Source organism: Actinacidiphila acididurans, assembly GCF_016918855.1.
GTDB classification, from domain to species: domain Bacteria; phylum Actinomycetota; class Actinomycetes; order Streptomycetales; family Streptomycetaceae; genus Actinacidiphila; species Actinacidiphila acididurans.
The window spans coordinates 117487-142989 of the sequence record NZ_JADKYB010000017.1 but is presented as its reverse complement, the minus strand read 5'-3'; the positions used below and the strand labels follow the sequence as shown (position 1 = coordinate 142989).

19 protein-coding genes and 1 tRNA gene are annotated in these 25503 nt (G+C 72.9%); 11 read left to right on the top strand and 9 right to left on the bottom strand.

Annotated features, from left to right (window positions below):
- The first annotated feature begins 92 nt into the window (after positions 1-92).
- A complete protein-coding gene (gene pepN / locus ITX44_RS28175; protein WP_205360273.1) occupies positions 93-2669 on the top strand; it encodes an aminopeptidase N in 2577 nt (858 codons plus the stop codon).
- Positions 2670-3078: 409 nt separating this feature from the next.
- Positions 3079-4503 carry an alkaline phosphatase family protein gene (locus ITX44_RS28170; RefSeq protein WP_205360271.1) on the top strand — a complete coding sequence of 475 codons (1425 nt, stop codon included), beginning with the start codon at positions 3079-3081 and terminating at the stop codon, positions 4501-4503.
- Positions 4504-4597: 94 nt separating this feature from the next.
- Here the strand turns inward: ITX44_RS28170 and ITX44_RS28165 are convergent, their stop codons facing one another.
- The 5 genes from ITX44_RS28165 to pepN (ITX44_RS28145) form a co-directional block, all read right to left on the bottom strand.
- Positions 4598-4843 (bottom strand): hypothetical protein, encoded by a 246-nt coding sequence (locus tag ITX44_RS28165; RefSeq protein ID WP_205360269.1) that lies wholly within the window; start codon positions 4841-4843, stop codon positions 4598-4600.
- Positions 4844-4909: 66 nt separating this feature from the next.
- Positions 4910-7081 carry a 4-alpha-glucanotransferase gene (gene malQ, locus ITX44_RS28160; RefSeq protein ID WP_205360266.1) on the bottom strand — a complete coding sequence of 724 codons (2172 nt, stop codon included), beginning with the start codon at positions 7079-7081 and terminating at the stop codon, positions 4910-4912.
- Positions 7082-7348: 267 nt separating this feature from the next.
- Complete coding sequence (locus ITX44_RS28155) at positions 7349-10675, bottom strand: S8 family serine peptidase (protein ID WP_236061827.1); 3327 nt, start codon at positions 10673-10675, stop codon at positions 7349-7351.
- Positions 10676-10935: 260 nt separating this feature from the next.
- Positions 10936-11916, bottom strand: a complete 981-nt coding sequence (locus ITX44_RS28150; RefSeq protein ID WP_236061824.1) for a hypothetical protein — start codon at positions 11914-11916, stop codon at positions 10936-10938.
- Between the two features lie 150 nt (positions 11917-12066).
- On the bottom strand, positions 12067-14661 hold the full coding sequence (gene pepN, locus ITX44_RS28145; protein ID WP_205360260.1) for an aminopeptidase N: 2595 nt from the start codon (positions 14659-14661) through the stop codon (positions 12067-12069).
- Positions 14662-14909: 248 nt separating this feature from the next.
- On the opposite strand from pepN (ITX44_RS28145), the gene ITX44_RS28140 reads away from it, so the two are divergent.
- From ITX44_RS28140 to ITX44_RS28120, 5 genes are all read left to right on the top strand, one after another.
- Positions 14910-15545: a mycothiol-dependent nitroreductase Rv2466c family protein gene (locus tag ITX44_RS28140; protein ID WP_205360390.1), complete on the top strand. Its 636-nt coding sequence runs from the start codon at positions 14910-14912 to the stop codon at positions 15543-15545.
- A 69-nt stretch (positions 15546-15614) separates the two neighbouring features.
- Positions 15615-16001: a VOC family protein gene (locus ITX44_RS28135; RefSeq protein ID WP_205360258.1), complete on the top strand. Its 387-nt coding sequence runs from the start codon at positions 15615-15617 to the stop codon at positions 15999-16001.
- A 267-nt stretch (positions 16002-16268) separates the two neighbouring features.
- Positions 16269-16868, top strand: coding sequence for a biotin transporter BioY (locus tag ITX44_RS28130; RefSeq protein WP_205360257.1), 600 nt, complete (start codon positions 16269-16271; stop codon positions 16866-16868).
- 152 nt (positions 16869-17020) lie between these two features.
- On the top strand, positions 17021-17509 hold the full coding sequence (locus ITX44_RS28125) for a ribose-5-phosphate isomerase (protein WP_205360255.1): 489 nt from the start codon (positions 17021-17023) through the stop codon (positions 17507-17509).
- Between the two features lie 9 nt (positions 17510-17518).
- Positions 17519-18346 (top strand): Fpg/Nei family DNA glycosylase, encoded by an 828-nt coding sequence (locus tag ITX44_RS28120; protein ID WP_205360253.1) that lies wholly within the window; start codon positions 17519-17521, stop codon positions 18344-18346.
- A 76-nt stretch (positions 18347-18422) separates the two neighbouring features.
- On the opposite strand, the gene ITX44_RS28115 is transcribed toward ITX44_RS28120, so the two are convergent.
- Positions 18423-19652, bottom strand: a complete 1230-nt coding sequence (locus ITX44_RS28115) for a GNAT family N-acetyltransferase (RefSeq protein WP_205360251.1) — start codon at positions 19650-19652, stop codon at positions 18423-18425.
- A 196-nt stretch (positions 19653-19848) separates the two neighbouring features.
- Between ITX44_RS28115 and ITX44_RS28110 the strand changes: the two genes are divergently transcribed.
- Positions 19849-20946 carry a PP2C family protein-serine/threonine phosphatase gene (locus ITX44_RS28110; RefSeq protein WP_236061822.1) on the top strand — a complete coding sequence of 366 codons (1098 nt, stop codon included), beginning with the start codon at positions 19849-19851 and terminating at the stop codon, positions 20944-20946.
- A gap of 230 nt (positions 20947-21176) precedes the next feature.
- Positions 21177-21371, top strand: a complete 195-nt coding sequence (locus tag ITX44_RS28105) for a hypothetical protein (RefSeq protein WP_205360247.1) — start codon at positions 21177-21179, stop codon at positions 21369-21371.
- Here the strand turns inward: ITX44_RS28105 and ITX44_RS28100 are convergent.
- A complete protein-coding gene (locus ITX44_RS28100) occupies positions 21336-22415 on the bottom strand; it encodes an asparaginase (RefSeq protein ID WP_205360245.1) in 1080 nt (359 codons plus the stop codon). The two genes, ITX44_RS28105 and ITX44_RS28100, sit on opposite strands and share 36 nt — an antisense overlap.
- Before the next feature lie 192 nt (positions 22416-22607).
- On the opposite strand from ITX44_RS28100, the gene ITX44_RS28095 reads away from it, so the two are divergent.
- Entirely contained in the window at positions 22608-23060 is a 453-nt protein-coding gene (locus ITX44_RS28095) for an Lrp/AsnC family transcriptional regulator (protein WP_205360242.1), read from the top strand.
- 55 nt (positions 23061-23115) lie between these two features.
- Here ITX44_RS28095 and ITX44_RS28090 read toward each other — a convergent pair whose 3' ends face one another.
- Positions 23116-24198 carry an aldo/keto reductase gene (locus ITX44_RS28090; RefSeq protein WP_205360240.1) on the bottom strand — a complete coding sequence of 361 codons (1083 nt, stop codon included), beginning with the start codon at positions 24196-24198 and terminating at the stop codon, positions 23116-23118.
- Between the two features lie 164 nt (positions 24199-24362).
- Between ITX44_RS28090 and ITX44_RS28085 the strand changes: the two genes are divergently transcribed.
- Positions 24363-25292 (top strand): AraC family transcriptional regulator, encoded by a 930-nt coding sequence (locus ITX44_RS28085; protein ID WP_307795519.1) that lies wholly within the window; start codon positions 24363-24365, stop codon positions 25290-25292.
- Positions 25293-25373: 81 nt separating this feature from the next.
- Here the strand turns inward: ITX44_RS28085 and ITX44_RS28080 are convergent.
- Positions 25374-25444, bottom strand: a tRNA-Gly gene (locus tag ITX44_RS28080).
- Between the last annotated feature and the right edge of the window lie 59 nt (positions 25445-25503).

Genomic DNA, 25503 nt, shown 5'->3' with positions numbered 1-25503 from the left:
GTTGATCCCGAGTTGTCCACAGGGTGTCCGGCGAGGGAGGGGGCGACATGCGAGGATGGGCTTTCCGGACAAGGACGTAAGGAGTGGCCACCGTGGCTGGAACGAACCTGACGCGCGAGGAGGCGCAGGAGCGCGCACGCCTGCTCACCGTCGACTCGTACGCGGTCGAGCTGGATCTGAGCGGCGCCCAGGACGGCGGGACCTTCAGCTCGCGGACCACGGTGCGGTTCGACGCGGCCCAGGAGGGCGCCGCGACGTTCATCGACCTGGTGGCGCCCACCGTGCACGAGGTGGTGCTGAACGGGACGGCGCTGGACCCCGCCGAGGTGTTCGCCGACTCGCGGATCGCCCTGCCCGGGCTGGCGGCGGGGGCCAACGAGCTGCTCGTGGTCGCCGACTGCGCGTACACCAATACGGGCGAGGGCCTGCACCGCTTCGTCGACCCGGTCGACAAGCAGACCTACCTGTACACCCAGTTCGAGGTGCCCGACGCCCGCCGCGTCTTCGCCAGCTTCGAACAGCCTGACCTCAAGGCGGCCTTCACCTTCACCGTGACGGCCCCGGCCGGCTGGACGGTGATCTCCAACTCGCCGACCCCCGAGCCCACCGAGGACGGCGTCTGGAAGTTCGCGCCGACCCCGCGCATCTCCACCTACATCACCGCCCTGATCGCCGGTCCCTACACCTCCGTGCACAGCAGCTGGGAGGACGGCAGCGGCCGCAGCGTGCCGCTGGGCATCTACTGCCGGCCGTCGCTGGCCGAGTACCTGGACGCCGAGGCGATCTTCGCCGTCACCCGGCAGGGCTTCGACTGGTTCGAGGAGAAGTTCGACTTCCCCTACCCCTTCGCCAAGTACGACCAGCTCTTCGTCCCGGAGTTCAACGCCGGGGCGATGGAGAACGCGGGCGCGGTCACCATCCGCGACCAGTACGTCTTCCGCTCCAAGGTGACCAACGCCGCGTACGAGGTGCGGGCCGAGACCATCCTGCACGAGCTCGCCCACATGTGGTTCGGCGACCTCGTCACCATGGAGTGGTGGAACGACCTGTGGCTGAACGAGTCGTTCGCCACCTACACCTCCATCGCCTGCCAGGCCCATGCCCCTGGCTCGGCCTGGCCGCACGCCTGGACCACCTTCGCCAACTCCATGAAGACCTGGGCCTACCGGCAGGACCAGCTCCCTTCCACCCACCCGATCATGGCCGAGATCAAGGACCTGGACGACGTCCTGGTCAACTTCGACGGCATCACCTACGCCAAGGGCGCCTCGGTGCTCAAGCAGCTCGTGGCGTACGTGGGGATGGACCAGTTCTTCGCCGGCGTGCAGGCCTACTTCAAGGCCCACGCCTGGGGCAACACCCGGCTGTCCGACCTGCTCGGCGCCCTGGAGGAGAAGTCCGGCCGCGACCTGAAGACCTGGTCCAAGGCGTGGCTGGAGACCGCCGGCATCAATGTGCTGCGGCCCGAGATCGCCGTCGGCGCGGACGGCGTCATCACCTCCTTCTCCGTCCGCCAGGAGGCCCCGGACCTGCCGGCCGGTGCCAAGGGCGAGGCGGTGCTGCGCCCGCACCGGATCGCCATCGGCGCCTACGACCTGCGCGAGGGCAAGCTGGTGCGCACCAACCGGATCGAGCTCGACGTCGACGGCGAGGTCACCGAGGTGCCGCAGCTGGCCGGCGCCCGCCGCCCCGACGTGATCCTGCTCAACGACGACGACCTGTCCTACGCGAAGGTCCGGCTCGACGAGCAGTCGCTCGCGGTCGTCCGCGACCACCTCGGCGACTTCACCGAGTCGCTGCCCCGCGCACTGGTGTGGGCCGCGGCCTGGGACATGACCCGGGACGGCGAACTGGCCGCCCGGGACTACCTGGAGCTGGTGCTGCACGGCGTCGCCAAGGAGACGGACATCGGCGTCGTCCAGTCCCTGCACCGCCAGGTCAAGCTCGCCCTGGACCTCTACACCGACCCCGCCTGGCGCGAGAGCGGCCTCACCCGCTGGACCGAGGCGACCCTGGAGCACTTCCTGGCCGCCACGCCCGGCAGTGACCACCAGCTCGCCTGGGGCAGGGCGTTCGCCACCACCGCCCGCACCTCCGAGCAGCTCGACATCCTGGCCGGCCTGCTCGACGGCACGGTCTCCTACGAGGGGCTCGCCGTGGACACGGACCTGCGCTGGTCGCTGCTCACCCGGCTGGCCGCCACCGGGCGGGCCGGCGAGGACGAGATCGCCGCCGAGCTCACCCGCGACCCCACCTCCGCGGGCGAGCAGCACGCGGCCGCCGCGCGGGCCGCCCGGCCCACCGCCGAGAACAAGGCGGACGTGTGGGCGTCCGTGGTGGACGACGACAAGCTGCCGAACGCCGTGCAGGAAGCGGTGATCGGCGGGTTCGTCCAGTCCGACCAGCGGGAGCTGCTGGCGCCGTACACGCAGCGGTACTTCGCCGAGGTGAAGCGGGTCTGGGAGACCCGCAGCCACGAGATGGCCCAGCAGATCGTGGTCGGCCTCTACCCCGCCCTCCAGGTCTCCCAGGCCACCCTCGACGCCACCGACGCCTGGCTGGACCGGGCGGAGCCGGTGCCGGCGCTGCGGCGGCTCGTGGTGGAGAGCCGGGCGGGGGTCGAGCGGGCGCTGCGGGCCCAGAAGGTGGACGCGGCGGCCGCTCGCTGAGCGGGTAGCAGCAGGTCCTTCGAAGGGGTGAGGGTCGCACGGACCCTCACCCCTTCGGCGTGCCCGGACCGGGAACGGCGACAGCGACAGCGACGGCGACGGACGACCGACCTCCCGCCTGCCGAGGGCCCGTCAAGCCCGTTCAAGCCCCCCGCATCACCGCCCCCGTTGGGCGAGAAGGGCCCCCGTCAATCCCGGCAACCCGCCGTGCACACGGTCGTGTGACATCCGAGACAGGGCATGGCGAATTCCGGGCAAACCAGGGGAAGCTGAGGCCAAGCGGCTGCGTCCCGTTGGTCACATGTTCACCGTTCGCCTCCATCGCATCACGCCTTGCTGTCGCGAGAGTTTTGAAGAGTCCACGTCAGGACTCGCACCGGCAGCTCAAGGGACCTCAAGGGAGGACTACATGGCCGAGTTGACTCGACGCCGGCTCCTCGGTTCGGCGGCGGGGGCGATCGGCGGTTCGGCGGCGCTCGCGCTGCTGCCGCCCAGCGTGCGGCGGGCGGTCGCGGCGGGACCGCCGCAGAACAGCTCGCTCGCCGACATCGAGCACGTCGTCCTGCTGATGCAGGAGAACCGCTCCTTCGACCACTACTTCGGCACGCTCTCCGGGGTCCGCGGCTTCGGCGACCCGAACCCGCTGACCCTTTCGACCGGCCGCTCGGTGTTCTACCAGCCCGACTCGGTCAACCCCGACGGCTACCTGCTGCCCTTCCATCTGGACACCAGGACGACCAGCGCCCAGGCCATCCCCTCCACCAGCCACGCCTGGTCGGTCCAGCACCAGGCGTGGAACAACGGCAGGATGGACAAGTGGCTGCCCGCGCACCGGTCGGCCGACGGAGCCAACGGGCCGTATGTGATGGGCTATTACACCCGCGACGACATCCCGTTCCAGTTCGCCCTCGCCGAGACGTTCACCGTCTGCGACAACTACTTCTGCTCGGTGATGGGCCCGACCTGGCCCAACCGGCTGTACTGGATGACCGGCACCATCGACCCGGGCGGTACCAAGGGCGGCCCGGTGACCAGCAACAGCGCGCCCAAGCCGTACACCTGGACCACCTACGCCGAGCGGCTCCAGGCGGCCGGCGTGAGCTGGAAGGTCTACCAGCAGACCGACGACTACGGCTGCAACATGCTGGAGCAGTTCGCCAACTTCAAGAACGCCAAGTCCGGCTCGGCTCTGTACGAGAACGGCGTGCGCCCGCAGCCCGAGGGCACCTTCGAGGACGACGCCCGCAACGACCGGCTGCCGACCGTCTCCTGGATCATCCCCACCAGCACCCAGTCGGAGCACCCCGACTACCTGCCGGCCGCCGGCGCCGACTTCGTGGCCCAGAAGCTGGAGGCCATCGCGTCGAACCCGGCGGTGTGGGCCAAGACCGCGTTCATCCTCAATTACGACGAGAACGACGGCCTGTTCGACCACGTCCCGCCGCCCACCGCGCCCACCGGCACGGCCGGCGAGTTCGTCCAGGGGCTGCCCATCGGGGCCGGTTTCCGGGTGCCCGCGATCATCGTCTCGCCCTGGACGGTCGGCGGCTACGTGGCCGGCGAGGCCTTCGACCACACGTCCCCGCTGCGGTTCCTGGAGCAGGTCACCGGCGTGAAGGAGACCAACATCTCCGCCTGGCGGCGCTCCACCTTCGGCGACATGACCTCGGTGTTCCGCTTCACCGACGCCCGGCCGGCCCCGCAACTCCCCACCGACACCGCGGCTCAGCTCGCCGAGGCCGAGCAGGAAGTCGCCACCCTGCCCAAGCCCAAGCTGCCCGGCGCCGCGCAGAGCGTCCCGGTCCAGGAGCCCGGGTCCCGCCCGCACGTGTAGCCCGTACGAGAACGTACGCCCGTATCGACGGCGTCGTCGGTGCGTACGCCTGGTCCGCCCGTGTCGTCCGCGGCGACACGGGCTCGGGCGTGCGTCAGTTGTCCTGCTGCTTGCCGCGGGACTTGTCGGTCACGATGACCAGGCCCGCGATGATCGCGAAGAGCACGAGCGGCGTGGCCACGAACAGGCCGAGCGTCTGGGCCACGCTCAGGCCGGAACCCGGGTCGTCGCCGTTGTCCCGGGTCAGCGCGAACGCCGGGGACGACATCAGCAGCATGAGCGTGGTCCCGGAGGTCACGACCCCGGCCCGCACGAGCTTCTTGGTGAGCTTCTTGTCCACACGCTCAATGTAGTGACCACCCCGGCGGGGCGCGCGCCCGGGGGTCCCTTACGGCGCGCGGCCCGCTCAGCGCGCCCCTTCAGGGCCGCCCCCGTCCGCCCCGCCCTCGTCGGACCGGCAGCCCTGCGACCCGCACCCTTCCCACGCGGCCGCCTCCGAAGTGGCCGCTTCCGAATGCACCTCCGCCAGCGCCCGCCGCACCTCATCCGCGAGCGCGTGCAGCCGGGGCGAGGCCGTCAGCTCCTCCAGGGACATCGGCGTGCCGTCCGGCCCGGCCACCGGAAGACGCCAGTTCGGGTACTCGTCCCAGGTCCCGGGCAGATTCTGTGGACGGCGGTCGCCCACCCCGTCGGGCAGCCACACCCCGATCATCCGGGCCGGGGTGCGGGCCAGGAACCGGTGCACCGCCTTGATCACCGCCTCCTCGTCGGCCGCGCCCTCCGGCAGCAGCCCCAGCCGGCTGAGCAGCGCCAGCCACTCGGCGACCTCCGCCGCCTGCTCGGCCTGCTCCTCGGCGAGCGGCCGGCCGAGCAGACCGAGCCGGTCCCGCAGCTCCACGTGCTCGCCGGTGAGCCGGGCGGCGGTGCTCGGCAGGTCGTGCGTGGTGGCGGTGGCCAGGCACGACGCCCGCCACGCGGAGGGCGGCAGCGGGCGCCGGTCGGCGGCCGGGCCCTCGTAGCGCCGCTCGAACCACAGCACCGAGGTGCCCAGCACACCCCGGTCGGCCAGTTCCTCGCGCACCCCCGGGCCGACCGTGCCCAGGTCCTCGCCTATGACCACGGCCCCGGCCCGGTGCGCCTCCAGCGCCAGCAGGCCGAGCATCGTGTGCGCGTCGTAGCGCACGTAGGCGCCCTCGGTCGGCGGGCGGCCGGCCGGCACCCACCACAGCCGGAACAGGCCCATCACGTGGTCCATCCGCAGGCCGCCGGCGTGCCGCAGCATGCGGGCGATCAGGTCGCGGTAAGGGGCGTGCCCGGCCTCGGCGAGCGCGTCCGGGCGCCAGGGTGGCAGCCCCCAGTCCTGGCCGCGCGAGTTGAACGCGTCCGGCGGCGCCCCCACCGACATGCCGGCGGCCAGCACGTCCTGCATCGCCCAGGCGTCGGAGCCGGCCGGGTGCACGCCCACCGCCAGGTCGTGCACGACGCCGATGCCCATCCCGGCGTCCCGGGCCGCCCGCTGGGCCGCGCCGAGCTGCGCGTCGGTCAGCCAGGTGAGCCAGCAGTGGTGGTCCACCCGGTCCAGCCGCTGGGCGCGGGCCCGGGCCACCTGCGGGGAGCGCGGGTCGCGCAGCGCGGCCGGCCAGGTGTGCCAGTCGGGCCCGTGCACCTCGGCCAGCGCCGACCAGGTGGCGTGGTCGTCCAGCGCCTGGCCCTGCTCGGCCAGGAAATCGGCGTACGCGGCGCGCCGGCCCGGGCTCAGCGGGACATCCCGCAGCAGGTCCAGCGCCTGCGACTTCAGCGCCCACACCGCGTCCCGGTCGATCAGCGCGTTCCCGGTCAGCACGGACCGCCGCAGCTCGTCGGCCTCGGCGGACAGCAGCGAGGCGCGCTCGCGGGCCCGCGGCGACAGGTAGGCGTACTCCGGGACCTCCTCGATCCGCAGGTACACCGGGTCGGGGAAGCGGCGGGAGGAGGGGCGGTACGGGGAGGGGTCGGTGGGCGGGCCGGGCACGGCCGCGTGCAGCGGGTTGATCTGGACGAAGCCGGCCCCCAGCGCCCGGCCCGACCAGGCCGCCAGGTCGGCGAGATCGCCCAGGTCGCCCATGCCCCAGGAACGCCCGGACAGCACCGAGTAGAGCTGGGCCATGAAGCCGAAGGTGCGCCCCGCCGGGCCGGGCAGCCGCTCGGGGGCGACCACCAGCTCGCCCCGCACGGTACGGCCGTCGGGCGCGGTGGCGAGCAGGACGTACGAACCGGGCTCGTCCGGGGTGCCCGTCACGAGGTCGCCGGCGGTGGTCCGTACCTCCAGGCCGGCCGGCTCCGGCACCCGGCCGGCCAGCGCGTCGCGCACGGTGCCGCGGCCCGCCCGTACCACCGTGAGCGGCGGCAGCACCCGGTCCGCCCGGGCCCGCTCGTACTTCTCGGCGGCCCGGGCCACCGCCTCGGGGGTGCTCGCGTCCACACCGAGCGCGGCCAGCACCGCCACCACGGTGTCCTCCGGCACCCGCACGCTCTTCCCGGGCGCCGGCTCGTACGTCACGTCGACGCCGTGCAGTCCGGCGAGCCGCAGACGGTCCATCCCCGCTCCGTTCGTTCGTCTCCCGGGCTCCCGGGCACCCGCTCGGGTCCCTCCGGCGGCCGGACCCGGGCCTGTTGTGCCCTACCCCGCCGGGTCGGGCCTCATGTCCTGCCCCCGGCCGTACGGACGCGCGAACGGCCGCAACCGTGAAGACCGCAGGGCGCACGTACGACAGCTGCCCGTGCAACGGACGGCGGGGCGGCCGCCGAATCGGCGACCGCCCCGCGGACAGTGCTCAGCGCACGCCTGCCGCAAACCCCTACGGCACTACGGCACCGTCTTGGTGATGATCACACTGCCGGTGCCGGCGACCGAGCCGCGCGCGTCGAGGAGCTGGACCTCGCCGAAGAGCTGCCGGCCCTCGGGCGCGGCCGAGGAGGCCAGCACCGAGGCGGTCACCTGCGCCGAGGCGCCGTGCGCCAGGACGACGGGCGCCGAGCCGTCCACCGAGACCTGGCCGAGGGAGTCGGCGTAGTAGACGTCCTTGTAGGAGTACGTCGTCGTGCCGGCCGGCACCGAGTAGCCGTCCACCTCGAAGGTGTAGGTGCCCGGCGCCGGGTCGGTCAGGCTCACCGACTCCTCGGCGTCGCCGTCCGCGGACTGGCCGACGAGCGTGCCGTCCCGGTAGACGTACAGGTCCAGGTCCGCCGAGGCGTCCGACGGCGAGCCGATCGCGACGTCCAGGCGCGACACCCCCGAGCCGAGGGTCAAGGTGGTGGTCTGCGTGTCGCCCTGCGCGATGGTGGGCGTGGCGGTGGCCGCCGAGCCCAGCGGGCCGCCCTCGAGCGTGCCCTGGATCGGGGCGAAGCCGTTGGTGACGGTCCAGGAGACCGGCGCCGGGGTGCCGACCTTCGCCTCGTCCACGGTCCGCACCGCCGGGTCGAAGGCCGCCCCGAGCACGGAGACGGTCAGCCGGTACGGGTTGTCCAGCAGCGGCGAAGTGCGCCGCGCCTCCACCTCGATCTCCCACACGCCCGGCATGGGCGCGGTGTAGGAGCGCACATCCGGCCGGCAGACGTTCGCCGGGTTGTCGTAGTTCGGGTAGCAGTCGGTCGTCTGGTGCGGGTCGAGCGGCACACCGTAGGGGTGCATGGTGATGAACCGGGTCTGGCTGCCCGGCTTCAGCCCGTCCATCGCGATCTCCAGCGAGGTCGCGCCGGCCGGCACCGTGACGAAGTACGAGGTGGTGCTGTCGCGCTCGATCGAACCGGAGCGGGTCAGGGTGTACGACGGGCCCGCCGCCGGAGCGGAGACCACGACCGCGGCCGGGATCCGGGTGTCGGTGCCGCGGGTCAGCGGGTCGTCCAGGTTCAGCAGCGCGCTGTGCACGCCGGCCGAGCGCGGGCGCGCGGTGATCCGCAGGTTCACCGGCTGGTTCAGCGGCAGCCGCACCAGCGGGCCGCCCTCGACCCGGAACGTCCCGTCGTTGTGCGCCCAGCTCAGCGTCTGCCACTGGGCCGCGGCCGGGCCACCGGTACGGGTGACGGTGACGGTGTACGTGCGCGAGCCGCCGGCGGTCAGGCCGCCCTCGCGGTCGTACACGCCGGTGCCGTAGCCGGGGGTCTGCAGGAAGGAGGACAGCACCGTGTTCACCGGGGCCTTGACGGTGTACGTGTCCGCGGACACGCCCCGCTTCAGCAGGTCCCAGGCCCGGCCCACGGCCACCAGGCCGGCGCCCTGGTCGACCGTCTGGAAGCCCGGGATCTCACGGGCGGTGCTGGTCAGCGCGGGGCGCAGCTGCGCCGGTGTGACGGTCAGGTGGTGCTCCTTGGCCGCCGACAGCAGCAGCGCGGTGGCACCGGTGGCCTGCGGGGAGGCCATCGAGGTGCCCTGGAGCATCGCGTAGCCCGGCGGCAGGCTGTAGCCGGCCTCCTTCACCGGGGAGCCAGGCTCCCAGGTCGGGATCGCGTTGATGGACGCGCCCGGCGCGCTGATCACCGGGGCCAGGCCGCCGTCCTCGCGCGGGCCGCGGGAGGAAAAGGGCAGCATCGAGTACGGCACGGTGACCTGCGAGCCGTAGTTGGCCGCCCAGGTCTCCTTGGAGATGGCCGCGCCCACGCTCAGCACGTGGTCGGCCAGGCCCGGGTCGCCGATGGTGTTCAGGCCCGGCCCGTCGTTGCCGGCCGAGATGACCAACTGCACCCCGTAGGTGTCGATGAGCTGCTTGTAGAGCAGGTCACGGGCGCTGGCACCGTCGTTGAGGGCGCCGAGGCCGCCGATGGACATGTTGACGACGTCCACGTGGTGGTTGACCACCAGGTCCGTCATGCCCTCGGTGAGCGCGATGTTGGTGCAGCCGCCGGTCCAGGTGCAGGCCCGCGAGGAGACGATCTTCGCGCCGGGCGCGGCGCCGTTCATCTTCCCGCCGAACAGGCCGTAGGCGCTGGTGATGCCGGCCACGTGGGTGCCGTGCTCGGACTCCACCACACCGATGTTGACGAAGTCGGCCGTCTTGCCGACCCAGGACCCGCCGTAGGGGTCCATGGGCACGTTCTTGCGGATCTCGATGGTGAACGGGATCGACTCCGAGATGGCCGTCGCCGGGTCGTCGGTGCCGAAGTGCCCGATCTGGAAGCCGTCCTTGTACGGCTTCATCGGCGTGTCGTCGGTGAAGTCGCCGTTGTTGTTCAGGTCGACCCGGACCGTGCCCGCGGCCGGGTCGTAGAGCAGGCCCCACACGTCGGTGGTGTCGCCGTCGCGGTTGAGGTCGCCGTTCATGTCGCCGCCGATGGTGGCGGACTCCGCGAAGCGGGCGAACTTGTACGTGCCGGCCGGCGCGGTCCAGGTGCGGCCGGCGCTGGTGAAGGAGGGCCCGGTCACGTCGGTGACCATCGCGCGCCAGGTGGCGTCGCCGTCCAGGATCGGGTCGGTGGCGGTCACCCAGTCGACGATCTTGCGCTCGCCGGTGCTGGTCCTCTGCAGCGCCGGGTGGCCGACGTCGACGCCGGCGTCCAGGATGCCGATGGTGATGCCGCGGCCGTCGGCCGTGGGGTGGTCCTTGACGAAGTCCACCGCGCCGGTCTCGAAGGCCGGCTGGTAGGGGTTCTTCGCCGGAGTGTTCCGGTCCGGGCCCGGATACGTGGCCGCGGGCCTGGAGTGGCGCGCGGCGGCCGGGGTGGTGTCGGCGGCCGGGGTCGGGTCGTCGAGCGCGATCTCCTGCTTGAGGTCGATCGCCAGCACCTGCGGCAGCTTGCCGGCCGCGGTGATCGCGGCGGCGGCCTTCGCGGTCGGCACGGTGGCCCGCACGTAGCCGACCTGGTCGTAGGTCAGGCCGACGCTGGCGCCCTGCGCCCGCAGGCTCGCGGCGACCCGGGCGGTGTCGCCCGGGGTGGCCGCCACCATGAAGGTGACGTTGCGGGCCTTGTCCGCCTCGGCCTTGGCCAGGGCGGCGGCGTCCGCGGCGCCGAGCTTGTCCGGGGCGTCCTTGCCGGCCGAGGCGGCCCCGCCGGGCGCGGCCGGCGCGGGCGTTGACGGACCGGTCCCGGCACCGGCGGACGCGACGGCGGGCCCGGCGCCGGCCAGCGCGGCCGCCAGGCCCGCCGCGAGCGCGACGCGGACCGCCCGTCTGCGTATGGAGAAGTGAGCGAAGGTCATGGGCATCCTTGGCTGTGCGTTGGCGAGGTGTTCGCTGTGCGGAGCCGTACGACCGCTCACATTGAAGGAATGGGGTGCTCTTTGGGGAGTGTTGACCTCGTCATGGCCTTTCGCTGACGCATTTCCGCCACACGCCATCGGGGACATACAGGGGTGATGCGGCGCAATTCACCAGGGTGCGGGGGGTCGGGCGGAACAGCCGGCGGGCCGTCGGTCGACGCGTTCCGGTACGGTCCGTCCCCCGACCCTCGTCCGCGCCGTCACCTGGGCGTGACCACCACGTACGCGGCCGGCGCCCCCTCTCCCGAGGCCATCAGGGCGGAGAGCACCACCCCCGCCTGCTGCTGCTCGGCGTCCCGCAGCGCGTCCGCCGTCACCGGCAGCACCGTGATGCCCAGCGCCTCCAGCCGCTCGCGGTGCCGGGCCGACCACGAGTCCGTCCCGCCCTTCGGACAGGAGCACGCCTCGATCACCAGCGCCACCGCGTGCTCGGGCCAGTACGCGTCCACCCCGCCCAGCGGCGGCCCGCCCGGCAGGGTCAGCCGCACGTTCCACACCGGATCGGGCAGCCGGTGCCGGCGCACCATCGCGTACAGCCGCTCCTCGGCCAGCGCCCGGCCCTCGGCGCGCAGCACATCGGTCGCCCCGCACACGTGCGGAGCCTCCAGCAGCCCGCCCCGGGTCAGTTCGGCGATCACCGCCTGCGCCTCGCAGTGGCCGCGCCGCACCGCCTCGGCGAACAGCACCCGTACCGTGTCGACGTCGTCCAGCGCGGCCACCGCGTCGGCCAGCGCCCGGGCCGGCGGCGCGCACGGCACCCCGGCCACGTCCCGCGGCTGCGGCAGTTCGTCGGCCCGGTGCAGCGCCACGTCCCCGGCGTCCCGCAGCCGCCGGTGCCGGCCGATCAGCACGTCGATGCGCGGCAGCCCGGCCAGCGCGGGCACGCAGGCGAATCCGTACAGGGCCAGCGCCGCCGGCCCGGTCACCATCGCGCGCGGCGCACGCGGGTCGCGCCCGGCGTACAGCAGCGCGGCACGCACCCGTTCCTGACTGCTGGGCGGGCCCGGATGCAGCAGATACACCTGCGGCAGCACCTGCTGCCAGGGGCCGCCGGGCCCGCACCGGTCCGCGATCTGCTGGTCGCTCAGGCCGCGGTGCTTGAGCCTGCGTTCCGTCACCACGGTGTCGGCGGCCCCGCCGTGGTGCCCGGCCGCTCGGGGAGAAGGCTGGTTCACGTTCATGCGCAGTGGATTCCCGCGCCCCCGGCGGCCCCGAACCCCTGTTACACACCTGTCGGCAAAACCGGACAACTCCGGGCTAAAGTCCACATGTTCGGATGCCGAGAGGGGAGGCGCCGGCGCAGCGGCCGGCCCTCCCCTCAAAGGCGCGGGTCACAGGCTCGCGTCGCAGGACTGGGCGCGCAGGGCGCGGGCCAGGTCGTCGCGGGACTCCAGGACCAGGCGGCGCAGGGCGGGGGCCGCGTCCTCGTGGGCCGCCAGCCAGGCGTCGGTGGCGGTCAGGGTCTCGGGGCGGTCCTGGAGGGAGGGGAAGAGACCGCGGACGACGGCCATCGCGATCTCGATCGAACGCGTGGCCCAGATCCGCTCGACGACGGCGAAGTACGGGTCGGCGTAGGGGGCCGTCAGCTCGCGCTGCCCGGGCTGGGCGAAGCCGGCGATGGTGGCCTCGACCAGGGCGTTGGACAGCGTGTCGGACTCGACCACCTCGGCCCAGGCCGTCGCCTTGACCTCGGCGGAGGGACGGGAGGCCAGACATCGGACCGCGTGCCGGTGGCCGGAGGCGGTGTCGTCCCGGGACCGCTCGGCCGCGATCTCCGCCGCCCCGGCGGCGCCCTGCGCGGTCAGCGCGGCCAGGAACGTCCAGCGCAGCTCCTGGTCCACCTCCAGCCCGTCGATCTTGGCCGAGCCGTCCAGCAGCCCGCGCAGCAGTTGCAGGTCGGACGCCGACGCCGCGACCTCCGCGAAGAACCGCGCCCAGGCGAGCTGGTGGCCGCCGGCCGGCTCGGCCAGCCGCAGTTCGCGCAGGGCGCCCTGGGCCACCTCCTGCCCGGCGGCCTCCCGCGCCTGCGGCGCCACGAACTGGGTCAGGGCCGCGCGCGCCTGCTGGTGCAGCGACTGGAGCACTCCGATGTCGCTCTCCCGCCCGGCGAACCGCAGCACCAGGTCCAGGTAGGCCCGGGCCGGCAGCAGCGCGTCCCGGGTCAGGTTCCACACCGCCGACCAGGCCAGCGCCCGGGCCAGCGGGTCGGTGATGTCGCCCAGGTGCCCGCTCAGCGTCGTCAGCGAGGCGTCGTCGAAGCGCATCTTGCAGTACGTCAGGTCGTCGTCGTTGACCAGCACCAGGTCCGGCCGCGGCCGTCCCACCAGGGCCGGTACCGCGGTGGCCGGCCCGGCCACGTCGATCTCGACCCGGGCGTAGCGCTCCAGCGCGCCGCCCGCGCCCAGCTTGTACAGGCCGACCGCCACCCGGTGCGGGCGCAGCCGCGGCTGCTCGCCCTCGCCGGTCTGCAGCACCGTGAGCGAGCTGATCCGCCCCTGCTCGTCGCACACCACCTCCGGCGTCAGCGAGTTCACCCCGGCCGTCTCCAGCCAGGCCGCCGACCACTGGGCCATGTCCCGGCCCGAGGTCTCGCCGAGCACCGACAGCAGGTCCACCAGCGCGGTGTTGCCGTAGGCGTGCCGCTTGAAGTACCGCCGCGCGGCCTCCAGGAACGCCTCCCGCCCCACGTACGCCACCAACTGCTTGAGCACCGCGGCGCCCTTGGAGTAGGTGATGCCGTCGAAGTTGAGCTTGGCGGCCTCCAGGTCGGGGATGTCGGCCACCACCGGGTGCGTGGACGGCAACTGGTCGGCCCGGTACGCCCAGGTCTTGCGGCGGTTGGCGAAGGTGATCCACCCCTCCCCGTACCGCGTCGCCTCGACCTGCGAGAAGGACGCCATGAAGTCGGCGAAGGACTCCTTCAGCCACAGGTCGTCCCACCACCGCATGGTCACCAGGTCGCCGAACCACATATGGGTCATCTCGTGCAGCACCACATTGGCCCGGTGCTCGTACGACGCCCGCGTCACCTTGCCGCGGTAGACGAACTCCTCGCGGAAGGTCACCAGGCCCGGGTTCTCCATCGCCCCGAGGTTGTACTCGGGCACGAACGCCTGGTCGTACTTGCCGAAGGGGTACGGGTAGTCGAAGGAGTCGTGGAAGAAGTCCAGCCCCTGCTTGGTGACCTCGAAGATCTCCTCGGCGTCCAGGTGCCGGGCCAGCGAGCGGCGGCACAGCACCCGCAGCGGGATCTCCAGCGCCTCGCCGCCGGTCAGGGCGCGCGTGTAGTGGTCCCGCGCCACGTGGTAGGGGCCGGCCACCACCACCGTGATGTAGGTGGAGATCGGCCGGGTCGGCAGGAAGTCCACCGTGACGCCGCCGTCCGGCGCCGGTGCCGGCTCGCCCTGCGCCGCGCTGTTGGACAGCACCTCCCAGCCCTCGGGCGCGGTGACCCGGAAGGTGAAGGGGGCCTTGAGGTCGGGCTGCTCGAAGTTGGCGAAGACCCGGCGGGAGTCGGCCGGCTCGTACTGGGTGTACAGGTACACCTCGCCGTCCTCGGGGTCCTCGAAGCGGTGCAGGCCCTCGCCGGTGTGCGAGTAGAGGCACTGCGCGTCGACCTCGAGGGTGTTGTGCTCGGCGAGGCCCTCCAGCGCGATCCGGGCGCCGTCGAAGACCGCCGCGGGATCCAGGTCGCGGCCGTTGAGCCGGACCGAGGTCACCGACCGGGCGATCAGGTCGGCGAAGGAGGAGGCGCCCGGCTGCGCGCACCGGAAGTCGATCACCGTGGTCGAGCGGAACGTGCGCTCGGCGCCGCCCGGCGCGGGCCCGGTGGCCGACCGCACGTCCAGCGCCACGTCGTACCGCTCGACGGACAGGATCGCGGCCCGGGCTCGGGCCTCCTCACGGCTCAGGTTCTCGCCGGGCACGGGCACACTCCTTCGGGTGGTTCACTCAGGTGGTACGCGGTGTTGTCACATACCGGTGGTATGTGACTGTGTACACGAGGGGCAGGGGTCTCCTGCCCGACAGGCCATCCTTTCACCCGGGGAATGCGGTCACGCACATGCCGCGTTGTGCGTTGTGCAAGAGGTGTGCCCAATGCGTGTCCGGCGTGGCGCACCCGGCCGGAACCGTCTGAGGAGTACCAGTGACCGCCACCGCCCCCGAAACCGAGCTGCAGGACACCGCCACGACGACGGCCGACTTCTGGTTCGACCCGCTGTGCCCCTGGGCGTGGATGACCTCCCGCTGGATGCTGGAAGTGGAGAAGGTCCGCCCGGTCCGGGTGCGCTGGCACGTGATGAGCCTGGCGGTGCTCAACGAGAACAAGCTGGACACCCTGCCCAAGGAGTACGCGGACTTCCTGCGCGACGCCTGGGGCCCGGTCCGGGTCGTGATCGCCGCCCAGCAGCAGCACGGCGACGCGGTCCTCGCCCCGCTCTACACCGCGCTCGGCACCCGCTTCCACAACCAGAAGCAGCCCCGCACCCGCGAGACGATCGTGGCGGCCCTGGAGGAGGTCGGCCTGCCCACCTCCCTCGCGGACTACGCCGACACCGACACGTACGACACCGAGCTGCGCGCCTCCCACAAGGTGGGCATCGACAAGGTCGGCCAGGACGTTGGCACCCCGGTCATCGCGGTGCCCGGCGCCGACGGCGACGAGGTCGCCTTCTTCGGCCCGGTGGTCACCCCCACCCCGCGCGGCGAGCAGGCCGCCCGGCTGTGGGACGGCACCCTGCTGGTCGCGTCCACCCCGGGCTTCTACGAGATCAAGCGGACCCGGACGGCCGGCCCCAGCTTCGAGTGACGCGCTCCGCGTCGCGATCCCCCCACTGTCCCCCCCGCTCCCGTGTTCCCGTGAGATTGCGGTCCCCTCATGCCACACCTCGGACTGGTCACCGTCGTGGTGCGCGACTACGACGAAGCCATTGATTACTACCGGCGCGCGCTCGGCTTCGAGCTGCGCGAGGACACCCCGCGGGTCGACGGCGGCCGATGGGTGGTGATGACGCCGCCCGGCGCCCGGGAGACCGGTGTGCTGCTCGCCGAGGCCTCCGACCCCGGGCAGCAGGCACGGGTCGGCGACCAGACCGGCGGCCGGGTCGGCTTCTTCCTGAACACCGACGACTTCGACCGGGACTACAAGCGGATGGTCGCCGAGGGCGTGGTCTTCGAGGAAGAGCCGCGCACCGAGCCGTACGGCGTGGTGGTGGTCTTCCAGGACCTCTACGGCAACCGGTGGGACCTGATCCAGCCGGCCTGAATTGGTGGTTCCCCACAGTTCCCGGCAACCCGCGCGGGGCGGGGCGCGGCCGTCCGCGCCCGCCCCGCTCGCGGCGGCAAACGTGACATGGCTCACGTCACCTGCTGAAACACCCTCACCGGCGGCATCCGGGCACTGCCTTGACCGGGCACGGAAGGCTCCAAGTGAAGGTCGGCGGCTTTGTAGGTGCCACACGATGATCGGCCCCGTGGGGCCGGGGTAGCGTCACGAGGTCCGCTTTCCCTCACCCACCTCCGGGGAGTCCCGATGAGCACCGCCGCCCCGGCCGCGTCGGCCGGCACCGTCCTGGCCGACCTGCTGCCCGCCTCCTCCGCCGCCCGCGCCCGGCTGCGCGACGCCGCCCTGATCGCCGGCGGCGCCGGCCTGACCGGCCTGGCCGCCCAGCTCTCGGTGCCGGTGCCCGGCTCGCCGGTCCCGGTCACCGGGCAGACCTTCGCCGCGCTGCTGGTCGGCACCGCGCTCGGCGCCCGCCGCGGCTTCGCCTCGCTCCTGCTGTACGCCGTCGCCGGCGTCGCCGGTCTGCCGTGGTTCGCCGGCGGCTCCTCCGGCTGGTCCATGCCCAGCTTCGGCTACATCCTCGGCATGCTCGCCGCCTCCGCGGTCGTCGGCGCCCTGGCCCGCCGCGGCGGTGACCGCACGGTGCTGCGGATGGCCGGGGTGATGGTGCTCGGCTCCGCCGTGATCTACGCGATCGGCGTCCCTTACCTGGCCCACTCCGCCCACCTGTCCGCGAGCCGCGCGGTCGCCCTGGGCCTGCGCCCCTACCTGCTCGGCGACGCCATCAAGGCCGCGCTCGCGATGACCGCGCTGCCCGCCGCCTGGAAGCTGGCCGGCGGCCGGGACTGAGCCGCAGCGGGCGCCCGCGGCCGGTACACCTGTGTCCGCCCGGGCGCCCGCGGCCGTGCACCCGCGTCCGCCCCCCCCGGCGCGCCCCGGGTCCCGCCGGGGCCGGGCAGGGCAGGCGCGCCGGGCCCCGCCGGGCATGACAGACTCGGGGCATGCGCGTGTATCTCGGCTCGGATCATGCCGGCTTCGAACTCAAGAACCACCTCGTGGAATGGCTCACCGCGGCCGGGCACCAGCCCGTGGACTGCGGGCCGCACATCTACGACGCGGTGGACGACTACCCGCCGTTCTGCCTGCGGGCGGCGGAGCGGACCGCCGCCGACCCGGGCAGCCTCGGGATCGTGATCGGCGGCTCGGGCAACGGCGAGCAGATCGCGGCCAACAAGGTCAAGGGCGTTCGGGCCGCGCTGGCCTGGAACGAGCAGACCGCCTCGCTGTCCCGGGAGCACAACGACGCCAATGTGCTCAGCATCGGCGCCCGGATGCACTCCCAGGAGGAGGCCACCAAGTTCGTCGAGATCTTCCTGGCCACCCCCTACTCGCACGTCGAGCGCCACCAGCGCCGTATCGACATGCTCACCCGCTACGAGGCGACCGGGGAACTGCCGCCGGTCCCCGCGCACCACCCGCAGCAGGACTGAGCCGAGGGCATGCCCGAAGGACACACGATCCACCGGCTGGCGCAGGACATCGGGGAGCGCTTCGCCGGCCGTCCGGTGCGGGCGAGCAGTCCGCAGGGCAAGTTCGCCGACAGCGCGGCGCTGCTCGACGGCACCGTGCTGGAGGCCACCGACGCCCACGGCAAGCACCTCTTCCTCGGGTTCGGGCCGCTCGGCTGGGTGCACATCCACCTGGGCCTGATCGGCACGGTCGCCTTCGAGGGCCCGGCCAGCGACACCGTACGGCTGCGGCTGGCCGGCGCCGGACCGGGCGGCCCGACCATGGACCTGCGCGGCCCGGCCGCCTGCGCGCTGGTCACCGACGGCGAGAAGCAGGCGATCGGCGCCCGGCTCGGCCCCGACCCGCTGCGGCCCGACGCCGACCCGGACCTGGCCTGGGCCCGGATCTCCCGGTCCCGGGTGTCGGTGGCCGCGCTGCTGATGGACCAGAAACTGCTCGCCGGGGTCGGCAACGTCTACCGCGCCGAGGTGCTCTTCCGGCACGGCGTTGACCCCTTCCTGCCCGGCCGGGCGCTTTCCCGCGAGCTGTGGCGGGCGATGTGGGCCGACCTGGTCGCCCTGATGCGCCAGGGCGTGCGCAACAACCGCATCGACACCGTCCGCCCCGAGCACGAGCCGGCGGCGATGGGCCGTCCGCCGCGGGTGGACGACCACGGCGGCGAGGTCTACGTCTACCGCCGGGCCGGCCTGCCCTGCCTGCTGTGCGGCACCGAAGTACGCACCCAGGTGCTGGCCGCCCGCAATCTGTTCTGGTGCCCCACCTGCCAGCCGCCGCAGGAGGCGTCCGTACGTCCGTAGCGGCCGTCGTACGGGCGCACACCGGCCACGTCGTACGTACGCGGGCCTCCGCGTGGCCCGCCTCCGCGCGGCCCGCTCAGAACCCGTGCGGCAGCCACGGCTCCACGTCGCCGTGGAAGGCCGCCGACGCCTCCCGCAGCGCGCCCGGCCGCAGCTCGCGTACGGTCCCGGCGGCGGCCATGGCGCGCAGGGTCGGGCCGCCGAGGTAGGCCGCGCCCAGGTCGCGTACGGGCACGGCCAGGTCCGCCGGTGCGGTGGTCCGTTCGCAGGTCGCCCCCTCGGCGTCGCCGGACAGCCGCCAGGCGCCGGAATTCCACGGGCAGAAGGGGTCCTCGACGGCGAGCACCACGTCCACCGGACAGGTGTAGGTGCGGGCCGACAGCGCCGCGCCCACGTCGACCAGCCGCAGGTGCAGCCCGTCGCGCCAGCCGAGCCGGCAGCGGCGCAGGTCGGAGACCAGGTGCACCAGCGGGTCGTCGGCCGGGCGGTTGCGGAAGGCCACCGAGGAGGTCAGGTCGATGTCCGCCAGGTACTGCCACAGCGCGGCGCCGACCGCGGGGTCCAGGGCCTCGAGGTCCTTGAGCCGGACCACCGACTCGCTGCCGCCCGCGCCGCGCTGGGGCTTGACCGCGTACCGGGCGTAGCCCCGTACCTCGCCGTCCAGTTCGGCGAGCACGCACAGCAACTCGGTGGCGCCGTCCCGGTCCGCGGGCGGGTCCAGCACCGGCTTCCGCTCCCAGCCCGGCTGCCGGGCCAGCATTCCCGGCCGCCCGGCGACCACCTGCGCGTACACCGCCTCACAGGCGTCGAGGGCCGCCGCGGCCGGGCCCAGCCGGAACCGCACCCGCCGCCCCTCCTCGGGCACGGCGAAGCTCACCCTGGTGGTGTCGACGGTGCCGGACATCTCGCGGGTGGCGACGCCGTAGCCGAAGCGGCCGTAGATAGCGGGCTCGGAGGCGGTGAGAATGGCCACGCTCTCGCCGCGGGCCCGGAAGTCGTCGAGCTGCCGGCGCATCATGGCGGTGAGCACCCCGCGGCGCCGGTGGGTGGGCTGGACGCTGACCATGGTGACGCCGGACACGGCCAGCGGGGCGCCGCCGGGAACCGTCATCCGGAAGGAGAAGGCACCCGCGGTGCCGATCAGCTCCTCCCCGTCCCAGGCCGTCAACGACCGCTCGGTTTCGGTCAGTTGTCGCCACAGCTCGCGGTCTTCCGGAGCACTGGCCGGCCAGCCGAAGGCCCGCGCCAGCCGGTCGAAGTAAAGGTCCCACAACTCGGGCGCCAAGGGCCGTACGTCGGTCGTCATGAATCCTGCCTACCAGCCGGACGGTGTGCGGGCGAACACATTTCCGGCCCCGGCGGGACCTGCACGGCAGCTCCCGCCGAGGGGAGGAGTCCGGTCTCACAGTCCATCCCGCCTGCGCGATGCCAGGTCGGATGGGTAGGGTCGCCGGGACATGGCAAAGAGGGTGGCAAATGAAGGTATCGGGCTACGGTGGCGCATGCGCTGGCACCGGGCCCGGCTCACCGTGCGCCGCTCCGCCGTCGACTACTTCCGCGGCGACGCCCCGGACTGGACGGGCCTGGCCGTCCTGCTGCTGACGGTGCCGGCCCTGGCCGTCACCACCGTGTGCGTGCCCGTCTGGTGCCCGCCCAGCGCCCTGGTGCTGCCCATCCTCACCGGCGGCCTCCTGCTGCGCCCGGCGAGCCTGCTGCTCCTCTACGCCGCCTCCGCCGTCGCCCTCGTCTCGGAGTCGGCGGTGCTCGGCCCCTACCGCGAGGGTCCGGCCCGGGTCACCCCCGGCACCGTGCTGGTGGTGACCGCGGTCGCGCTCACCGGCCTGATCATCGCCCAGTTCCGGGCCCGGGTCGGCGTGCCCTGGCGGCGCGGCCACACCATGCTCTTCGACCTGCGCGAACGCATCCGCGTGCAGAGCCGCTTGCCCCGCCTCCCGGCCGGCTGGCACGCCGAGATGGCGCTGCGGCCGGCCGGCGGGCAGTCCTTCTCCGGCGACTTCGTGGTGGCCACCCGCACCTCGGAGGGGCGGGTGCTGGAGGCCGTGCTCACCGACGTGTCCGGCAAGGGCATGGACGCGGCCTCGCGTTCACTGCTGCTGTCCGGCGCCTTCGGCGGACTGCTCGGCTCGCTGCCGCCGCACTCCTTCCTCCCGGCCGCCAACGGCTATCTGCTGCGCCAGAACTGGGACGAGGGGTTCGCCACGTCCGTGCACCTCGTGCTCGACCTGGAGAGCGGCGACTACGAGCTGCTGTCCGCCGGGCACCTGCCCGGCGTCCAACTGCACGCCGGCAGCGGCCAGTGGGAGGCGATAGCCGCCGAGGGGCCGCTGCTCGGGGTGTACGACGGGGCCGAATTCCTCGGCGTCAAGGGCACCTTGCGGTCCGGCGACGTGCTGCTGCTGTTCACCGACGGGCTGGTGGAGACCGCCGAGCGGGACATCGCCGAGGGCATGGACCGGCTGATAGGGGAGGCCGACCGGTTCGTGGCCACCGGATTCCGCGGCTCCGCCTGGCGGTTGATCGAACAGGTCGCCAAGGACGTCAACGACGACCGGGCGCTGCTCGTCGTCTGCCGGGACTGAACCAGGGGTCTTGTGACGGCGTTTCAGGGCGACCGTGAGTCTTCTCACGGCTTGCCCGGCGCAAGCTGCCGCCATGTGGCGGATTCGCTCATCTCCCAGGTGGGAATGGGATTATGGGCCACACGGGTCTCCCGTGTCGCCGGGTGATGGCACCATGGGGAACGGGCGTGGCGGGGGCAGCGGAGCGGTCCCCGGGACCGAGGCATTACCTGACGAGGAAGTGATCCGCTGTGGTTATCTCCGCATCCGCTGTGCTCATCCTGGCGGTCATCTTGTTCGTGCTGATCCGCAACAAGTCGATCAAGTGGGGACCGGCGCTGGTGGCCGCCCTGTTCGGCTTCTTCCTCGCCTCGACGAACATGGCGCCGACCGTCAACCGGTTCCTGACGTCAGTGGCCAACACCATCGACCAGATAAAGTTCTGACGCCGGAAGCGCCTGGCCGGGGGTGCCCAGCACCTGCCGCAGGACCGCCTCGGCGTCCGTGTCGGCATCTTCGGCATCCTCGGCATCCGAACCGGCCGCCGCGCCGGACAGGGCGTCGGCGGCCAGCAGCGAGGCCAGGACCGCGATCCGGGCCTGGCCCGGGCGCAGCGCCCCGGCCAACTGGGCGCCGGCGGCCACCAGGTCCACCGCTCCGCCGCCGGTGTAGATCGGCGCCACGGCGCCGGCTGCCACCCGGGTACTGACCGCCACCAGGACACCGTCCCCGGTGGCCTTGCGCACCGTGTCGGCGATCTCCGGATTGGCGTTGCCGGCGCCGGTGCCGGCGAGCACCACACCGCGCGCGCCGGCCGCGAGCGCGGCCTCGAACAGCACGCTGTCGGCGTCGCTGTGGTGCATCACGATGTCCACCCGGGGCTCGGCGGCCCCGGGCGCGGGCAGCGGCAGCGCGGCCGGCCGCGGCCGCCGGCGCCCCCAGGTCACCCGGCCGAACTCCACCCGGCCCAGCGGCAGTCCGTCCGGGTCGCCGAAGGCGTGCAGGCCCGTGGTGTGCTTCTTCACGGTGCCGCGGGCGGCGAACACCCGGCCGGCGAAGACGATCACGGCGCCGATGTTTCGTCCGGTGGCCGCGGTCAGCAGCGCGTCGTAGAGATTCCCGGCCGCGTCGCCGTCCTCCGCGTCCAGCGGCTGCTGGGCGCCGGTGAACACCACCGGGCGGCGGTCGGCGTGGAAGAGGTCCACGAAGAACGCGGACTCCTCAAGCGTGTCGGTGCCGTGGGTGACAACGATGCCATCCACCGACGGGTCGGCGAGGTGCTCGTGCACCGCGTGCAGCAGGCGGAGCTGGTGGCCGGTGGTCAACCGGGAGCTGTTGACCGTGAACAGGTCCACCACCTCGACGTCCACGCCCTCGGGCACGGCGCCGGCGGCCAGCACCTCCCGCCCGGCGGCCTCGGCGGCGTACCCGTCGCCCTGCCAGCGGCTGGCTATGGTGCCCCCGGTGCTGATGACCACGACGCGTCGCACGATGCTTCCGCCTCCCTGTGCTTGCCGGCTGCTGGTTGCCCCCGTGCGTCGGGCCCGCCGCTCGCGGGCCCGATCTGTGACTGCGCAATCCGTGACTACGTACCCCTCCAGCACAATGATATGCGCGTAGACCTGCCATATGATTGCGAATACTGGCCGGTATTCCGTTCAAGCGTGCTACAAACCACTCCTATGGATGCGATCGACAGACGAATCTTGCGCGAGCTGCAGGCCGACGGCCGGCTGACCAACCAGGAACTCGCCCAGCGGGTGGGGCTGACGCCTTCCCCCTGCCTGCGCCGGGTACGCCAGTTGGAGGACGACGGGGTGATCCAGACGTATCGCGCCGTGGTGAACCCGGTGGCCGTCGGTCGCGGCTTCGAGGTCTTCGCCTCGGTGGAGGTGCGCCGCGACCCCGCCTCGGTGGCCGCCTTCGAGGCCGAGGTCCAGGAGACGCCCGACGTGGTGGAGGCGTACCGGCTCTACGGCGCGCCCGGCTGCCTGCTGCGGATCGCGGTCGCGGACTCCGACGCGTACGAGCGCTTCTGGACCGACAAGCTGATCGCGCTGCCGGGCGTCACCGACGTGAACTCGCAGATGATCATGAAGCGGATCAAGTCGCCGGGGGGCATTCCGGTCGACTGAGCGGGTGGCGGCGGGCTCTTGGGGGCATTCAGCGGCACCCGGCGGCGCGGGGCACTCAGTACCGCACGGCGCTCTGCGTCAGCGGCGGGTAGATCCCGGACGGCTCGCCGTCGACGGTGGTCCCGGCGAACTGGAGCATGGCCCGCAGCGCGCCGTGCATCGGCGCGGGGTAGTCCAGGACCGGGGCGGAGACCTCGTCCAGCGCCTTCAGGTGCTCCGGGGCGAGGGTCACCTCCAGGCCGGCCAGGTTCTGCTCCAGGTGGTCCACCCGGCGGGCGCCGACGATCGGCACCACGGTGCCCTCGCGCGCCCGCAGCCAGGCCAGCGCCACCGCCGCCGAAGAGGTGCCCAGTTCAGCGGCGACCGCGGCGACCGCGTCGATCACGGCGTACTCCTCTTCACTCGGGCCGCCGACGAAAGCGGTGCGGGCCGAGTCGGTGACCTGGACGTCGCGCCGGTACTTCCCGGACAGGAAGCCGTTCTTCAGCGGGCTCCACGGCACCAGCGCCATCCCCTGGTCGCGGGCGAGCGGGGCGAGTTCGCCCTCCACCGTGCGGGCCAGCAGGGAGTACTCCACCTGGAGCGCGATCAGCGGGGTCCAGCCCTTGAGCAGCGCCGTCGTCTGGGCCTGGGCGGTGAGCCAGGCGGGGGTGTTGGAGAAGCCGATGTAGCGGACCTTGCCGGCCCGGACCAGGTCGTCCAGGGCCCGCATCGTCTCCTCGATCGGGGTGTTGCGGTCCCAGTTGTGCAGCCAGTACAGGTCCAGGTGGTCGGTGCGCAGCCGGCGCAGGGTCTCCTCCAGTTGGGCGATGACCGAGCGGCGCCCGGCGCCGCCGCCGTTGGGGTCGCCGGGGAAGAGGTTGGTGAAGAATTTCGAGGCCAGCACCACGCGGTCGCGCAGTCCCGGGCGGGCGGCGAAGAAGTCGCCGAGGATCCGCTCCGAGTGGCCGTTGGTGTAGAAGTTCGCGGTGTCGACGAAGTTCCCGCCGCGGTCGAGGTAGGCGGCCAGGATGCGCTCGGACTCCTCGACGCTGCATCCGGCGCCTCCCGGATCCTCTCCGAATGTCATCGCGCCGAGGGCGAACGGGCTGACCCGCAGCCCCGAGCGGCCGAGGGTGACGTAGTGGTCGAGCGGCATGATCGTGCTCCCAACGGGTCGGTATGTCTGGCTTGCCGTCCCTTTCATCGAACCCTGACTCGCCCCGCCCGCGGTAGACCGATCCGCTCGACCTCTTGCCCGATCCTGCCGATTCCGCCTCGATCGGGCTTGTCCGGCTCTCCACCCGGTGGTTCAGTGAAGGTGTGCCCGACACCGCCGAGCTGCTGGCCGAGATCCGCGACCGCGTCGCCGCCCACGCGCGGCCCGACCTGCGTACCACCGTCGACGGGCTGCTGCTGTCCAGGGTGGAGTCCACCGAGCCGGACCATTCGCTGACCGAACCGCTGCTGGTCGTCATGGCGCAGGGCGGCAAGCGGCTGCTGCTCGGCGACCAGGTCTTCGAGTACGGGGCGGGGGAGTGCCTGGTGGTCAGCGCGGACCTGCCGGTCACCGGCCACTTCCTGGGCGCCACGCCGCGCACTCCGGCGCTGGGGGTCGGGCTGGCGCTGCGCCCGGCGGCCATCGCCCCGCTGCTGCTTGAGGCCCCGGCGGTACGACGCCCCCGCGGCCCGGCCGGCGCGCCCGCGATCGCCACCGGCGAGGCCGGCCCCGACCTGCTCGACGCGGTCGCCCGGATGCTCAGGCTGCTCGACCACCCCGCCGACGTGCCCGTACTCGCCCCGCTCGTCGAACGGGAGATCCTGTGGCGGCTGCTGACCGGCCCGCACGGCGCCATGGTCGCCCGGATCGGCCTGGCCGACAGCAACCTCTCCCACGTCGGCCGGGCCATCCGCTGGATCCGCGACAACTACGCGGAGCCGCTGCGCATCGCCGACCTCGCCGGGCTGGCCGGGATGAGCCCGTCCGCCTTCCACCGCCACTTCCGCGACGTCACCGCCATGAGCCCCCTCCAGTTCCAGAAGCGCATCCGCCTCCAGGAGGCCCGCTCCCTCCTCATCGCCCGCGCGGGCGACGTCGCCGGCGTCGGCCACCTCGTCGGCTACGACAGCCCCACCCAGTTCAGCCGCGAATACCGGCGCCTGTTCGGCGCCCCACCCGGCCGCCACACCTCCCACCTCCGCACCGCCCCGCCCCCCGGGGAGGCCGCCCGCGACACCCGCTCCCTCCCCTGACCGCCGCCTGGAACAAGATCGGACACGCAAACGGCCCAGGACCACGGAAACCGTCCGTGACCTGGGCCGTTGCAGAGAAAGAGCGGGCGACGGGAATCGAACCCGCGTAGCTAGTTTGGAAGACTAGGGCTCTACCATTGAGCTACGCCCGCGTGCCCGGTGATTCTGGCACATCGCATAGTAGCCGGTCGAACGGTGGAGTGGCGGGTGA